The 16,559-nt window shown below is 61.3% G+C and carries 10 protein-coding genes; 8 read left to right on the top strand and 2 right to left on the bottom strand.

Annotated elements, in window-relative coordinates; genetic code table 11:
• Positions 1–44: 44 nt before the first annotated feature.
• The 8 genes from F7R20_RS09295 (at position 45) to F7R20_RS09330 (ending at position 15,570) form a co-directional block, all read left to right on the top strand.
• Entirely contained in the window at positions 45–1,568 is a 1,524-nt protein-coding gene (locus F7R20_RS09295) for a fumarate hydratase (RefSeq protein WP_003205127.1), read from the top strand.
• Between the two features lie 212 nt (positions 1,569–1,780).
• Entirely contained in the window at positions 1,781–6,214 is a 4,434-nt protein-coding gene (locus tag F7R20_RS09300) for a SpvB/TcaC N-terminal domain-containing protein (RefSeq protein WP_003205129.1), read from the top strand.
• A 10-nt stretch (positions 6,215–6,224) separates the two neighbouring features.
• Positions 6,225–9,038, top strand: coding sequence for an RHS repeat-associated core domain-containing protein (locus tag F7R20_RS09305; protein ID WP_042956449.1), 2,814 nt, complete (start codon positions 6,225–6,227; stop codon positions 9,036–9,038).
• A 148-nt stretch (positions 9,039–9,186) separates the two neighbouring features.
• Positions 9,187–10,953, top strand: coding sequence for a sensor histidine kinase (locus F7R20_RS09310; protein WP_003205133.1), 1,767 nt, complete (start codon positions 9,187–9,189; stop codon positions 10,951–10,953).
• Positions 10,946–12,271: a sigma-54-dependent transcriptional regulator gene (locus F7R20_RS09315; protein ID WP_003205134.1), complete on the top strand. Its 1,326-nt coding sequence runs from the start codon at positions 10,946–10,948 to the stop codon at positions 12,269–12,271. Before F7R20_RS09310 ends, F7R20_RS09315 begins: the two co-directional genes overlap by 8 nt.
• A 309-nt stretch (positions 12,272–12,580) precedes the next feature.
• Entirely contained in the window at positions 12,581–13,900 is a 1,320-nt protein-coding gene (locus F7R20_RS09320) for an MFS transporter (protein WP_003205137.1), read from the top strand.
• 302 nt (positions 13,901–14,202) lie between these two features.
• A complete protein-coding gene (locus F7R20_RS09325; RefSeq protein ID WP_151180599.1) occupies positions 14,203–14,652 on the top strand; it encodes a heme utilization protein in 450 nt (149 codons plus the stop codon).
• Positions 14,653–14,949: 297 nt separating this feature from the next.
• Complete coding sequence (locus F7R20_RS09330) at positions 14,950–15,570, top strand: flavin reductase family protein (RefSeq protein WP_003205140.1); 621 nt, start codon at positions 14,950–14,952, stop codon at positions 15,568–15,570.
• 102 nt (positions 15,571–15,672) lie between these two features.
• Here F7R20_RS09330 and F7R20_RS09335 read toward each other — a convergent pair whose 3' ends face one another.
• Both F7R20_RS09335 and F7R20_RS09340 read right to left on the bottom strand, forming a co-directional pair.
• Entirely contained in the window at positions 15,673–15,918 is a 246-nt protein-coding gene (locus F7R20_RS09335; protein WP_027912130.1) for a hypothetical protein, read from the bottom strand.
• A gap of 43 nt (positions 15,919–15,961) precedes the next feature.
• Positions 15,962–16,315 carry a putative quinol monooxygenase gene (locus F7R20_RS09340; protein ID WP_003205143.1) on the bottom strand — a complete coding sequence of 118 codons (354 nt, stop codon included), beginning with the start codon at positions 16,313–16,315 and terminating at the stop codon, positions 15,962–15,964.
• Positions 16,316–16,559: the final 244 nt, after the last annotated feature.

Below are 16,559 nucleotides of genomic sequence, written 5' to 3' on the forward strand. Positions count from 1 at the left end.
GGCACCTTATTGAATGTTCCCGTCTTTAGAGAGGAGCGCGACTCATGACCGTGATCAAGCAAGATGACCTGATACAGAGCGTTGCCGACGCCCTGCAGTTCATTTCCTACTACCACCCCGTGGATTTCATCCAGGCGATGCACGAGGCCTACCTGCGCGAAGAATCGCCGGCAGCCCGCGACTCCATGGCGCAGATCCTGATCAACTCGCGCATGTGCGCCACCGGCCATCGGCCGATCTGCCAGGACACCGGCATCGTGACCGTGTTCGTGCGCGTGGGCATGGACGTGCGTTGGGATGGCGCGACCATGAGCCTGGACGACATGATCAACGAGGGCGTGCGTCGCGCCTACAACCTGCCGGAAAACGTCCTGCGTGCTTCCATCCTCGCCGACCCGGCAGGCGCACGTAAAAACACCAAGGACAACACCCCGGCGGTCATCCACTACTCCATCGTCCCGGGCAACACCGTGGAAGTGGACGTGGCGGCCAAAGGCGGCGGCTCCGAGAACAAGTCGAAGATGGCCATGCTCAACCCGTCCGACTCCATCGTCGACTGGGTGCTGAAAACCGTTCCGACCATGGGTGCCGGCTGGTGCCCACCGGGCATGCTCGGTATCGGCATCGGCGGCACCGCCGAGAAAGCCGCGGTCATGGCCAAGGAAGTGTTGATGGAATCCATCGACATCCATGAGCTCAAGGCTCGCGGCCCGCAGAACCGTATCGAAGAGATGCGCCTGGAGCTGTTCGAGAAGGTCAACCAACTGGGCATCGGCGCCCAGGGCCTGGGTGGCCTGACCACCGTGCTCGACGTGAAGATCATGGACTACCCGACCCACGCCGCCTCCCTGCCGGTGTGTATGATCCCCAACTGCGCCGCCACCCGTCACGCCCACTTCGTGCTCGACGGCAGCGGCCCGGCGTCGCTGGAAGCGCCACCGCTGGACGCCTACCCGGAAATCGTCTGGGAAGCCGGCCCGTCGGCCCGTCGCGTCAATCTCGACACCCTGACTCCGGAGGACGTGCAGAGCTGGAAACCGGGCGAAACCGTGCTGCTCAACGGCAAGATGCTCACCGGTCGCGATGCCGCGCACAAGCGCATGGTCGAGATGCTTAACAAGGGTGAAACCTTGCCGGTGGACCTCAAGGGCCGCTTCATCTACTACGTCGGCCCGGTCGACCCGGTAGGCGACGAAGTCGTCGGTCCGGCCGGCCCGACCACGGCCACGCGGATGGACAAGTTCACCCGCCAGATCCTCGAGCAGACCGGCCTGTTGGGCATGATCGGCAAATCCGAGCGCGGCCCGACCGCTATCGAAGCGATCAAGGACAACAAGGCTGTATACCTCATGGCCGTCGGCGGCGCCGCTTACCTGGTGGCCCAGGCGATCAAGAAATCCAAGGTCCTGGCGTTCGCCGAACTGGGCATGGAAGCGATCTACGAGTTCGAGGTCAAGGACATGCCGGTGACCGTCGCCGTGGACAGCAAAGGCGAGTCGGTGCACATCACAGGCCCAGCGATCTGGCAGCAGAAGATCAGCGAAAGCCTGGCGGTGGAAGTGCAGTAACCCGCACGCAAGCGTTGTGACGAAGGCCGGTGAGCGACAAGCCCACCGGCCTTTTTCATGTCTCAACCAAAAACCTGTGGGAGCGAGCACAGCCATTCATCGGCTGCACCCACCCACCTGTCAGATCTGACAGGTTACACCCCTGCTCTCTCTTGGCATCCTCACCCTGGCCGGGGATCAACCCTGGCGCGGATCAAAGGGATGAACCTTCAATGGCAGAGCAAGCCCCCCTCCAGATCATCACGCCCACCATTGCCGGCGGCGCGTCAATCGCGACCCTCGGCAACAGCCTCGGCCCGGTAGGCACAAGGGGCGCCGCCTCGTTCGAGTTGCCGCTGCCCGTGTCGAGCGCCCGGCATCTGACGCCGGACCTGGCTCTGCAATACAACAGCCAAAACGGCAATGGCCTGTTCGGCATCGGCATGCAGTTGTCGGTCCCCAGCATCAGCCGCAAGACCAGTAATGGCGTCCCGCACTACGGGGAAGACGACGTCATGGTCGGCCCCGATGGGGTGGATCGCTGGCCAGATCTTGAGCGGCAGACCAGCCGCAAGATGGGCGAGCGTATTTTCGCGGTGGTGCGCTATTACCCGAGGGTCGAGAGCACCTTCGACATTTATGAACTCTGGACCTCCATCGATGGCCATCCGTTCTGGCGAGTACAGGGCAGCAACGGCCACGTGTATTGCTATGGGAAAAGCACGACGTCACGTATTGCCGACCCGCAGGTCCCGTCGCGCATTGCCCAATGGCTGCTGCTGGAAGAAGTCAGCCCGCTGGGCGAGCACATCTATTACGAGTACAAGGCCGACCCCTGTCCCCCTGACGGCCCCCACGACTATAGCGCCCAGCGTTACCTGCAACGGTTGTGTTATGGCAACGCCACGGCCAGCGAAACCTTGTATTGCTTTGAAGTTGAAGATCCGACCGAACTGGCCTGGCACTTTCACCTGATATTCGATTACGGCCAACGCCCCCTCGAACTCGAGGAAAAACCCGCCTGGACCGCCCTCGACGAAAACGCCTGGCAACTACGCAGCGATCCTATCCACGCTTACCGGTACGGCTTCGAGGTGGGCACCCGGCGCCTGTGCCATCAGGTGCTGATGTTTCACCAATTCCCTGCCGGAGCCGACAACGAACCCGCGCTGCTGCGTCGGTTGCTGTTGGAATACACCCCGACCGAGTTGGGCTACAGCCTGTTGACCGCCGCCCATTATCAAGACTGGAATGCCGAGGGTCGGGTCGGATACAGCCCTCCGGTGGAACTCCGATACACCGACTTCGAGCCGAACCTTGAGCCAGCGGAATTTTTTGCCTTGGAAACCATGCCCGCCCTGGAAGACGGTCGTCGCTACCAGTGTGTCGACCTCTACGGCGAAGGCATTCCGGGTTTCTTGTGCCGCCATGCCGATAGTTGGTACTACCGCGAGCCTGAGCGCGGCGAGAGCGAAGATCATGACGAAATCAGCTATGGTCCCTGGTCAATGCTGCCCAGCATCCCGATCGCCACCGATAACTCGGCGGTGATGCAGATACTGACGGACCTCACCGGCAGCGGTCGTCTCAATTGGGTCATCGCCCAACCCGGCATGAGTGGCTTTTATACCCTCAACCCCGACCGCAGTTGGTCGACCTTTACCGACTTCAAGCGCTTCCCCAGCGAATTCCTGCATCCCGCCGCCCAACTGGGCGACTTGTCCGGCGACGGCTTGCGCTCATTGGCCCTGATCGGCCCGAAAAGCGTGCGGCTCTACGCCAATCTGCGGGAAGAGGGTTTCGCCCCCGGCGTGGACGTTCCCCATGAACCGGACAGCGACCTGCCCCTGTTCAGCGACGTGCGCAGCGAGTTGGTGTTGTTTGGCAATATGCTCGGCAGCGACAGCACCGAGCTGTGCCGTATTCGCTGCAATGAAATCAAGTGTTGGCCGAACCTGGGCCATGGACATTTCGGGGAGGGCTTCGTCGTGAGTGCCCTACCCTTCACCTATAGCGAGTTCGATGCCGAGCGGGTGCGGATCGCCGATCTGGATGGCTCCGGGGCACCTGCGTTGATTTATCTGCAAAGCGATTGTTTCGAGATCTACTTCAACCGCGGCGGCAATGGCTTGGAGCAAACACCCCTGCGGGTCCAGTGGCCCGACGGCCTGCGCTATGACCGCCTCTGCCAAGTCACCCTGGCCGATCTGCAAGGCTTGGGTTGTGCCAGCTTGATCCTGAGTGTTCCCCATCACACGCCGGATCTGAAACCGCGCCATTGGCGCTACGACTTCGTCGCGACACGGCCCTACCTGCTCAGCGCCACGAACAACAACATGGGCTGCAGCAGTAGCCTGGCCTACCGCAGCAGCGCGCAGTTCTGGCTGGACGAAAAACAGCAGATCCTGAAACGCTCCCAGCCGCCGGTCTGCCATCTACCCATGGCTTTGCCGCTGGTAGCCAGCCAGCAACAATTGGACGAAATCACTGGAAATTGCCTGACCCAGCGCTTCACGTATTTCGAGGGCGACTACGACAGCTTTCAGCGAGAATTCCGAGGCTTCGCCCGGCTGTATCAGCTCGACAGCGAAACCCCCGCTGCAGACTTGGACAGCGGTTTTACCGCGCCGGCACTGGTCAAGACCTGGTTTCACACCGGTCGTAGCGTCGACCAGCCCCTCAAGGATTGTTTCGAAGCCGACAACGACGCGCCAGTGCTGGGCCCAACATTGCTGACTCGTTTCCACGAACAGGACGGAGCCGACCAGATCATCACGCCCGACCCCGAGACCGCCCGGGAAATGGCCTACGCCTTGGCTGGCCATGTATTGCGCAGCGAGACCCACCACGCCGAATCCATCGCCATGCTCCAACCCTACACCGTGACGCAACAACGCTACCTGTTGCGTCAACCTCATGCGGGCCATAAAAGCTTATTGGTACTGGCACTGGAAACAGTCAGCCTTCAATACGATGGGTTTATCAACGACCCACAAGCCCAGCACGGCATCTCCCTGAATTGGAATCACTACGGCCAGCCGGTGCACAGTTTCGTCGTTCATTACGCCCGACGCCTGATCGCAAATGATAATCCCCCCTTCGAAGACGAAGACGAGAACACTTGGTGGCGCGATGCCCATGACGATCAGCAACAGATCTTCCATATCATCGAGAGCCGATCCGAATCACTGGACCTGTCCGACGAGACCGGACTGCGCATAAAGCTCGGCCTCCCTTGGCGCGCTCGCACCAACGGGTTGCGACGCCCCAAGGGAAACCTCCCCGAAGGATTGAACCCGCAACAGGTCAGCTATGAATGCTTCCTGGAACATCAGGATTCGGCTGAGTGGACAGCTGCCCGGGTGTTGATCAGTCTTGACGAACAAACCTACCTGCGCGATGAATCGAACACTATCCTGTTCCAGGCCTTGCCCGGTCCGTTGGAAGTGGCCGAGTTCGACAAGCAGGCGCTGGACGCCTATGACGCCGTGCCAGACCCGTTCGACATTCGCCAGCAATTGGAAACGATTGGCTTCGAACCCATGAGGCTGTTCCTGCCTGAAGACCCAGGCAAGGACGCTGCGCAGGAACTGTGGTCAAGGAAACTCGGTTTCACCACGTACCTGCCGCTGGAAGGTTTCTTCCATGCCAGTGCGTTGCAGGAAACCCAGAGCCATGGCGTTACCACGACCGACTATGACGCCTATCACCTGATGCCCATCGCCGTAACCCTACCGGACGGCTGCGCAACCCACATCGAATACAACTATCACTCGCTGCTGCCACGAAAAATCATCGACGCCAACGACAATATCCAAGAGGCGCTTTATGGCCCGGACGGCGTGCCCTTGGCTATCACCTTTCACGGCACCGAGAATGGCGCTCCGGCGGGTTTCGATTCCATCGATACTTATGAGCCGCCCGAAGACCTGTCTCCCGCTCACGCCATTGAAAATCCGGCGGACACCTTGGGCGACATGGCCAGCGCCGTACGGATCGAAGATTTGAGCTGGATGGGCACGCTCGACCTGGCGCTGGTGTTGCCGGAGCAGCGCGATGAATGGATCAGCGCCCGCTACGTGCTGCCCAGCGGCCACATTCGCGCCTCGGCGCGCATTCGCCTGGCCCGGCTCAAGACGCGGAGCGCCGGCGAGGAACTACTCTGGATGCTGATCCAGTCCACAACCCGGGAACCGGCCCACAGCGTCGTGTTGAGCGCCGATCGCTATCCGGATGATCGACTGCGACAGATCCGCATCGCCGTCAGCGCCGTCGACGGTTTTGGTCGCCCGCTGCAAAGCAAGCAATTGGTCGAGCCTGGGCAAGCCTATGCCGTGGCCGAGGACGGCTCGCTGAGATTGGGCGACGATGGGCGGCCGATCCAACATGATGCCAACCCGCGCTGGCGCGTCAGCGAACGGGTCGAGTACAACAACAAAGGCCTGGTCACGCGGGTCTACCGCCCTTACTTCGCCGATGCCTGGCGTTACATCAACGACGCGTCGCTGCGTGAACACGGCTACCACGACCGGCAGTTCTACGACCCGCCAGGGCGGCTGGTCAAAGTCGTCAATGCCAAGGGGCATGAGGCCTGGCATGTCTATCACCCGTGGTACCAGTGCGATCACGATTACAACGATACCGCGCCACTCGATGGTTCATCGTAGAAGGGCTGACATGAACAGTGTTCACTCCCGAACCCCGGCTATCGTTGCCGTCGACGGCCGTGGCCTGCCGGTGCGGCAGATCACTTATCTGCGAAGCCAGGCCAAGGCCCCCGCAGCCGCGCTGATCACTCGTCAACGGTTCAACGTAACCGGCCATTTGACCGAGCAATGGGACCCACGGCTGTTCGACCATGCCCCTAAACCCAATCAGGCCACGGTCTACAACCTCCTGGCCAGCCCCCTGCAGACCGACAGCGTCGACGCTGGATGGCGCCTGGCCTTGCCGGGGTTGGCGGGTGAAACCTTGCAGGTATGGAATGCGCGCGGCAACCATTGGCGCACGCAGTATGACAACCAGCTGCGCCCGCTAGCCCTGGAGGAGAATGGCCAGGCGAATGCCGAAACGTTCACCTACGCCGACGCCACTGAAGACACCGTAGATAACCTGCGTGGGCGGTTGCTGGAGCAGACCGACACCTCGGGCACCTTGCGCCTCGACCGTTACAGTATGTTGGGTGAATCGTTGCGCCAGGTACGCAGTTTTGCCGACGCTATCCCCTATACCAGTACACAAACCCGGGACGCCCTCGGCGCACTGGTAAGCCAGACTGACGCCGGCGGCCACCGATATGATTTACGCCTGGACGTTTGCGGGCAACTCAGACAAGCGGACCTGAAACTCAAGGACCATGAGGCATCACAACCGATTTTGCTGGACACCCTCTATAACGCAGCCGGCCAGATCGAGCGCCAGGACACCGCCAACGGCGTGACCAGCCGCTGGACACGTGATCCGGCGGATGGTCGGATGAGCACCCTCAAGACAGGAAAAGCCGGTGAGGCCCTGCGCCAGGACCTGGCCTATTTCTATGACCCCGTGGGCAATGTGCTGCGCATCGAGGACCAGACAGTGAGCACCCTGTACTTTGCCAATCAGCGCATGGACGGTCACCGTGAGTTCACCTACGACTCGCTCTATCGCCTGACCAGCGCCACCGGCCTGGAGGGAGACACACCACACCTGCTGCCCGGTTTACCGGCCCCGGTCGTTCCCATCGACCCCTCCGTCCGTTTCAACTATACCCAGCTCTACACCTACGACAGCGGCCACAACCTGACCCAACTGCGGCATGTTCGCGAAGGCAACAATCACACCCAGGCACTGCGCATCGCCCCCCACAGCAACCGGGGCGTGCGCTGGACAGTAGACGACCCGGAACCGGATTTCGACGCGCTGTTCGATGCCCACGGTAACCCATTGTATTTGCAACGCGGTGCCCAGCCACTGGTATGGAATGCCCGCGACCAGCTCAGCAGAGTGACATTGCTCAAGCGCGACAACGGCATGGCCGACGATGACGAAACCTACCTTTACAGCCTGGGCGAGCGGGTCAGCAAGACCCACATCACCGCCAGTACCCGCCACGAAACCCGTTATTTGCCGGACCTTGAAATCCGCACGAGCAGCCACGGGGAGCAATTGCACATCATCACATTTGCGTTGGCCCACGGCAGCGTCCGTTGCCTGCATTGGGAAGCCGGCCAACCGGACGGCATCGAAGCCGACCAACTGCGCTACAACCTCGACGACCACCTGGGCTCCAGCACATTGGAGCTGGACCGCGAGGGCGCCTTGATCAGCCTTGAGCATTACTATCCGTTCGGTGGTACCAGCTGGCAGGCCGCCCGTTCGAGAATAGAAGTCGACTACAAGACTTTGCGGTATTCGGGCAAGGAGCTGGATGCCAGTGGCCTGTATTACTACGGTGCGCGTTATTACCCGCCGTGGTTGCAGCGCTGGTTGAGCCCGGACCCGGCGGGCACTGTCGACGGGTTGAACCTGTATGGATTCGTCGGCAACAACCCGATGACGCTGACCGACGACCAAGGCTTGATCCTGGAGACACAGGCAGAGAGAGATGACAGGAAAGCGCAGGCCGCGGCCGACCATGAAGGGCGGAAGAAAAAACACAAACTGAACCGGGAGATAGCCAAGTTCAAGGACATCCTGAAGCTGACTTCACGCAGGGCCCGCGAAGCGCAGACCCAACTGGAAAGCCATCGCTCGGTAGCGGCTCACGCCCAGTCCGCCGCGGTACGTGTCGGCGCTCATGTTGGAGCGCAGGTCATCAGTTATGGCGCGGGCATCGCGGTGGGCATGGGGGCGGCGGCACTGGGCAGCGTTGCGGGCCCACCCGGTATCATCCTGGGGGCCGCGCTGGGGTTCACGACCAGCAAAGGCGTGAGCATTGGCCTTGACTATGCACTGGAGCGATTGAGCCTGAGCGCAGCGGTCAACTTCAAGACCCGCAAACTGGACCCGAATCGCATCGTGAAGAGAGGCGAATACAAGCACCTCAATCTGGACGAGTATGCCAAGGCGAAAGGTCAGGACCTGCTCCATGCCGTGACCGCGCCCACCACCCGAAACGTCTTGAAAGCCGGCAAGGAAGCGGCTGTCACCGGCACCAAAATCGCGCTGAAAGCCAGCGGAAACGTGACCGCCAGCGAAATCGGGGCCGCGGTGGGTACAGTGCTCGGGACAATCGAGATCATTCACGAAATCCGCGGCGCCAACCGTGAACTTTCCGAGGAAAAAATCGCCCGGGCCGACGAGTACATCAATGGCATGATCGAGGTGCTGAACGCACAAATGGACTACATCGACAAGCTGTTCAATAAGGCGGAACTCGGCGCTACCAATACCTACCAGCCGCTGGAAAAGCTATTCGGAGAATCCAGTGGCGACACGCCTCAAAACCTGAGACTTCAGATGAAAGCCACGATCGTTCAACTGAAGAAGACCCAAAGCATGCTCAGATAGCCGGTTTGTCTTGAAGCGAAAGCGGCGGATCGGCTTGCTTCAACGCCGAATGTGAACCTCTTTACGAACTGGCTCTCGATAGCGGCGATTCAGCCGCTAATTCGGCGTGCTATCGTGCCCATCCCTGCCCTGCCCTTGAAACAATCAAATGCCCGCAATGCCGCGCCCCTTGCGCCTGCTCCTTGCCATCGTCCTGATCCTCGCCGGCGCAGCCCTTGCCGCCGTCCTCGCCGTGCGCCATGCCGAGCGCGCAGCCCTGGAGGAAGACGCTAGCCGTGCGAGCCAGCAACTGGCGCTGTACGCCAATTCCCTCCACACCCTGATCGAACGCTACCGCGCCCTGCCCGCCGTGCTGGCGCTGGACCCGCAGTTGCGTGATGCCCTCAAGGGCTCGCTGAGCGCGACGCAACAGGATGCATTGAATCGCAAACTGGAAAAAATCAACGGCGCCGCACAATCGTCCACGCTTGAATTGCTCGACCATACAGGCCTCGCCGTGGCGGCCAGTAACTGGCGTCTGCCCAGCAGCTACGTCGGGCACAATTATGGTTTCCGCCCCTACTTCATCCAGACTCGCACCCAGGGCACCGGGCGGTTTTATGCAGTGGGCGTGACCAGCGGTATTCCGGGTTATTTCTTATCCAGTGCGGTGACCGGCGACAATGGTGACTTCCTCGGCGCGATGGTGGTGAAGTTGGAGTTTCCGGAGCTTGAGCGCGAGTGGCGCCAGGGCAGCGACACGCTGTTGGTCAGCGACGCGCGGGGGATTATCTTCATTGCCAATCGCCCGGGCTGGCGTTATCGCCACTTGCAGCCGCTGAGCGACAGCGCCCGCGCCGAACTCAAGGCCACCCGTCAATACGACAAACAACCGTTGCAACCGCTGGCCTATGAACCCCTGCGGCGCTTTGACGACAATAGCCATCTGGTCCGGGTCGAGACGCCCGATGGCTCGGCGCACTACCTGTGGGAATCCTTGCCGCTGACCGCCGAAGGCTGGACGCTGCACTTGCTGCGCCGTCCGCAGATCGCCTTCGAAGACCGTCGCAACGCCGGGCTCGCGGCCGCCGGGTCGTGGCTGGCGCTGGTGTTCCTGCTGCTGTTTCTCAACCAGCGCTGGCGCCTGGCAAAGTTGCGCCAGCGCAGCCGCGAAGAGCTTGAACGGTTGGTCGAAGAACGTACCCGGGATCTGCACACGGCCCAGGACGGGCTGGTGCAATCGGCCAAGCTGGCGGCACTGGGGCAGATGTCGGCGGCCCTGGCCCATGAAATCAACCAGCCCTTGACCGCCCAACGCATGCAATTGGCGACCCTGCGTTTGCTGCTCGATCATGGTCGGGTCGATGACGCCTACAAGGCCCTCAAGCCGGTGGACGACATGCTGACCCGCATGGCCGCCCTCACCGGTCACCTGAAGACCTTCGCCCGCAAAAGCCCCAGTGGCCTGCGCGAACGCCTGGACCTGGCGGCGGTGGTCGACCAGGCGCTGCAATTGCTGGACACGCGCCTGCGCGACGAACAGATCAGCACCGTGCTGCACCTGACTCGACCGGCCTGGGTGCGCGGCGATGCGATCCGCCTCGAACAGGTATTGATCAACCTGCTGCGCAACGCCCTCGACGCCATGGCCGACCAACCCATCAAGCGCCTGGAAGTGCGCCTGGAAGCCGATGAGCAATTGTGGCGCCTGACCGTCAGCGACAGCGGCACCGGGATCGCCGAGGAACACCTGGCCCAGGTGTTCGATCCATTCTTCACCACCAAGGCGGTGGGCGATGGCCTGGGTCTGGGGCTGGCGGTTTCGTTTGCAATCATCCATGAATCCGGTGGACGACTGACGGCGGACAACCATGAGCACGGCGCGGTATTCTGCGTGACCTTGCCCATTGATAAGGAGGCGCAACTGAATGCTTGATTCAGTCATGGTCGTTGATGACGAAGGCAGCATTCGCAGCGCCGTCGAGCAATGGTTGAGCCTGTCGGGGTTTCAGGTGCAGTTGTTCAGCCGCGCCGATGAATGCCTGGCCCGGTTGCCGGAGCATTTCCCTGGAGTGATCCTCAGCGATGTGCGCATGCCCGGCCTCAGTGGCCTGGAGCTGTTGGCCGAAGTGCGCCGCCGCGATCCGGACCTGCCGGTGATTCTGTTGACCGGCCACGGCGACGTGCCGATGGCCGTGGAGGCCATGCGCGACGGAGCCTACGACTTCCTGGAAAAACCCTTCAGCCCCGAAGCCCTGCTCGGCAGCCTGCGCCGGGCCCTGGACAAACGCACCCTGGTCCTGGAAAACCGTCGCTTGCATGAACAGGCCGACGCCCGGGTCCGCCTCGATGGCACGCTGCTGGGCGTTTCCCGTGCGTTGCAAAACCTGCGGCGCCAGGTGCTGGACCTGGCCGCACTGCCGGTCAACGTGTTGATCCGCGGCGAAACCGGCAGCGGCAAGGAACTGGTCGCCCGCTGCCTGCACGACTTCGGCCCGAGGGCGAGCAAGCCCTTCGTCGCGTTGAACTGCGCGGCCATTCCCGAGGCGCTGTTCGAAGCGGAGCTGTTCGGCCACGAAAGCGGCGCCTTCACCGGCGCCCAGGGCAAGCGCATCGGCAAGCTCGAATACGCCGATGGCGGCACGCTGTTTCTCGACGAAATCGAGAGCATGCCCCTGGCCCAGCAGGTCAAGTTGCTGCGGGTGTTGCAGGAACAGAAACTCGAACGCCTGGGCTCCAACCAGAGCATCCAGGTGGACCTGCGCATCATCGCCGCCACCAAGCCCGACCTGCTGGACGAAGCCCGGGCCGGACGTTTTCGCGAAGACCTGGCCTATCGCCTGAACATCGCCGAACTGCGCCTGCCACCGCTGCGCGAACGGCGCGAGGACATTCCCCTGCTGTTCGAACACTTCACCCACAGCGCCGCCGAACGCCTGGGCCGCTCCGCCGCGCCCCTGAGCGGCCCGCAGTTGAGCCATCTGCTCAGCCACGACTGGCCGGGCAACGTGCGTGAGCTGGCCAACGTCGCCGAACGCCAGGTGTTGGGGCTTGATCAACTGCCCGTCCTGGAGACGGAGCCGGGCCAATCCCTCGCGGCCCAACAGGAAGCCTTCGAAGCCCAATGCCTGCGCGCCGCCCTGACCCGGCACAAAGGCGATGTGAAAGCCGTGCTTGAGGAACTGCAACTGCCGCGCCGCACCTTCAATGAAAAGATGCAGCGGCATGGGTTGAGTCGGGAGATGTTTTTGTAAGGCCCGCTGAATTCTCTGGGTCTGTACCGGCCTCATCGCGAGCAAGCTCGCTCCCACAGGGGCATGTGTAAGCCGGACGAAATGTGGGAGCGAGCTTGCTCGCGATGGGGCCAGTACAGACAACAACCCTCTCCCTGCATAAGCGGATTCCCGCCCACACCCCCAGCCACAATGAGCGATTTTCCGCTCACCTAGCGCCATGCCCCCCTCTAAACCGGCCTTCTGCCACCTGGCACAGCTCCTGCTATAGCCCTGTCAGGCTGCGTTCCCACGCGCTCCACAAAAACAATTAAACGAAGGGATCCTTCAATGGACAACTCCAACGCCCTGCCCCTTGGGTCGGCTGCCGTGCCCGCCCGTGAAAGAACCACCGCCAGCCGGATCAAATCGATCTTCAGCGGCTCGGTCGGCAACATGGTCGAGTGGTATGACTGGTACGTCTACGCCGCATTCTCGTTGTACTTCGCCAAAGTCTTCTTCCCCAAGGGCGACACCACCGCCCAATTGCTCAACACCGCCGCGATCTTCGCCGTGGGCTTCCTGATGCGTCCGATCGGCGGGTGGTTGATGGGCCTGTACGCCGACCGTGCCGGTCGCAAACGTGCGCTGATGGCGTCGGTGTACCTGATGTGCTTCGGCTCGCTGATCATTGCCCTGAGCCCGAGCTACGAAACCATCGGCGTCGGCGCACCGATCCTGCTGGTCTTTGCCCGCTTGCTCCAAGGCCTGTCAGTGGGTGGCGAGTACGGCACCTCGGCCACCTACCTGAGCGAGATGGCGACCAAGGAACGTCGCGGCTTCTTCTCCAGCTTCCAGTACGTGACCCTGATCTCCGGCCAGCTCATCGCCCTGGGCGTGCTGATCGTGCTGCAACAGACCCTCACCACCGAACAGCTGTATGCCTGGGGCTGGCGCGTCCCGTTCGCCATCGGCGCGCTGTGCGCTGTCGTGGCGCTGTACCTGCGACGCGGCATGGAAGAAACCGAGTCGTTCACCAAAAAGGAAAAAGCCAAGGAAAGCGCGATGCGCACCTTGATGCGCCATCCCAAGGAACTGATGACCGTGGTCGGCCTGACCATGGGCGGCACCCTGGCGTTCTACACCTACACCACCTATATGCAGAAATACCTGGTGAACACCGTCGGCATGAGTATCTCCGACTCCACCACCATTTCTGCCGCCACATTGTTCCTGTTCATGTGCCTGCAACCGGTGATCGGCGGGCTGTCGGACAAGATTGGCCGCCGGCCGATCCTGATCGCCTTCGGCATCCTCGGCACGCTGTTCACCGTGCCGATCCTCACCACCTTGCACACCATCCAGACCTGGTGGGGCGCGTTCTTCCTGATCATGGCTGCGCTGATCATCGTCAGCGGCTACACCTCGATCAACGCCGTGGTGAAAGCCGAGCTGTTCCCCACCGAAATCCGTGCCCTGGGCGTCGGCCTGCCGTACGCACTGACCGTGTCGATCTTCGGCGGCACCGCTGAATACATCGCCCTGTGGTTCAAGAGCATCGGCATGGAAACCGGCTACTACTGGTACGTGACGGCGTGCATCGCCGTGTCGCTGCTGGTGTACATCACCATGAAAGACACCCGCAAGCACTCGCGGATCGTTACCGACTGACAGCCACGTCGGACAAACAGAAAGGGGCGCACCTGAACAGGTTCGCCCCTTTTCTCGTTCCACATATCCAAAGATTTATCTGACATTAATCTCTGGTTAATGCCTGGCTTCCATCCTCACTCTCAACAGAACGCAGTTCGCAACGCCGATGACGAGCCTCATTGACTGTTTTGCGCTGACGGACAACACATCGATTAAATCGATTTATTTAAGCACTTTTTTGCGCTTTTTAATCAAATTAACGAGCGTAATATGAACTCCACACCCAAGGCGCTAACGCCAAAACATTCTGGAGCACGACCATGAAAACCAAACTGATCATCGCCCTGACCCTGTCCGTACTGGCCGCCAACACCTTCGCTGCCGACGGCTTCGACCGCACCAGCTCGGCCATCGCCGCCGACGGTTATGACCGTACTAGCGCTGCCACCGTTGCTGCTGATGGCTTCGACCGTACTAACGGCGCCACCGTCGCTGAAGATGGCTTCGACCGTACTAACGGCGCCACCGTCGCTGAAGATGGCTTCGACCGCACTAACGGCGCCACCGTTGCTGAAGATGGCTTCGACCGCACTAACGGCGCCACCGTCGCTGAAGATGGCTTCGACCGCACTGGCGGCGCTACCGTCGCTGAAGATGGCTTCGACCGCACTGGCGGCGCTACCGTCGCTGAAGATGGCTTCGACCGCACTGGCGGCGCTACCGTCGCTGAAGATGGCTTCGACCGCACTAACACTGCTGCCATCAGCTAATCCGAGAACGACACCCTCACAGCCCGGCTTCGGCCGGGCTTAGTTATTTATGGGTCACAGGAAAACGGGCAGTCTTAGTCGAGCACAAAGTGAAAATCACTGAAGAACTAATGTGGGAGCGAGCCTGCTCGCGATGACATCATCCGACGCGGCAACGGTTGCGCGTCGTAAACAGCTATCGCGAGCAGGCTCGCTCCCACAGAGGTATCGGGCGCTCAGGTTTTGCTTGCTCGGCTGGAAATAACTCACCAACCCTTGCACTATCCCTTCGTTTTCAAACCATTCAGGACCCGGCCGATGCCCGACGATATCCATTTCTACGAACCCGCCAACGGCCACGGCCTGCCCCATGACCCGTTCAACGCCATTGTTGGCCCGCGCCCCATCGGCTGGATTTCTTCCCAGGATGCCGAAGGCCGCCTGAACCTGGCACCCTACAGTTTCTTCAACGCCTTCAACTACATTCCGCCGATCATTGGGTTCTCCAGCGTCGGGCGCAAAGACAGCCTGAACAACATCGAACAGACCGGCGAATTCGCCTGGAACCTGGCCACGCGCCCGCTGGCCGAGCAGATGAACCAGAGCTGCGCGATGGTCGCGCCAGAGGTCAATGAGTTCGAACTGGCGGGTTTGACGACAGCGTCGTCACGGGTAATCCAGGTTCCGCGCGTCGCCGAAAGCCCGGTGTCCTTCGAATGCAAGGTCACGCAGATCATTCAACTGCAGCGGGCGGACAAAGGGCTGGTGCCAAGCTGGCTGATCCTCGGCGAAGTGGTCGCCGTGCATATCGCCAAGTGGCTGTTGAAGGATGGGGTATACGATACCGCCGCCGCCGAGCCGATCTTGCGCGGTGGCGGGCCGGCGGATTATTTCCAGTTGGGGCCTGAGGCGTTGTTCAAGATGCATCGCCCTCGATAGAAGGCTGCACTGTGAGAGCAAGGCTTGCCCGCGATGCAGGCCCCTCGGTTCCCAAGACCGACCGCGTTGCCTTCATCGCGGGCAAGCCTTGCTCCCACAGCGTTAATCTCGTGGGTTCCAGAGCAACCCGCCCTCGTCGTCGACGCCCTTGAGGTGGGTCAGTTGCAGGGCTGCCGCTTCATCGGCTTTGACGGCGGTCTCGAAGGTCTGCTCTTCAAGGATCTTGTTGAAACGCGGCGCACCTGAGCCGCCGATGGCCTTGGTGGCGATGGCGGCATGGTAGCCGCCGCCTTCCTTGGGAACGACGGCGGAAACAGCTTCAAAGGTTTCAAAGGCTTTGCGTGCCATGTCTTGTGCATCCTGGCGGTGGAAAATGACGCTCATTAAACCTTCAACCGGCCAGTTTGTGTACCTGCGCCCGGCACCCTTCGGTCGCCTGGGCGGCGGAGACTTCCCTGAAGGTATGAAAATCCAGGCTGCTCACCACCAGGTCCTGCACCAGCTCGGCGAAAATCGCCATGGCCGGTGAATTGAAGTAGGCATCCATCGACGGCTGATTGACCCAGAGCCCGGACACCAGCCACAAATCAGCGTCGCATTGCGATTGCTGCAAGGCAAAGTGCAAGCAACCGGGAGCCAGGCGCGAGGGCGCGATCAGCGTACTCAGGCGCGCCCCCAGTTGCCTGGAGCAACCGGCACGGGCCCGGACGAAAGCCATGTGGCTGACGGGGATCTGTGTAGTCATGTTCAACCCTCCCAGGTAATCCGTTGTGCAGCCGGGGACAGGCTGCGACAGGATCAAAGGTTAAGCGCCACGACGCCAGTTTCGTTAGTCGATTCCTGCCGACCCATTGCACAATCCTGCGCATCGGTATCACAAAATTTGCCATCGATCCGGTCGAAACCAGGGAAGTTGAAACAAAAGGTTTCAAGCAAGTTTCCACAGCATTGCAGCGTCATGGCCCCTTGCGCCGTGCAGGATCAGGCAA

The organism is Pseudomonas brassicacearum subsp. brassicacearum (assembly GCF_008801605.1).
Lineage (GTDB): Bacteria > Pseudomonadota > Gammaproteobacteria > Pseudomonadales > Pseudomonadaceae > Aquipseudomonas > Aquipseudomonas brassicacearum.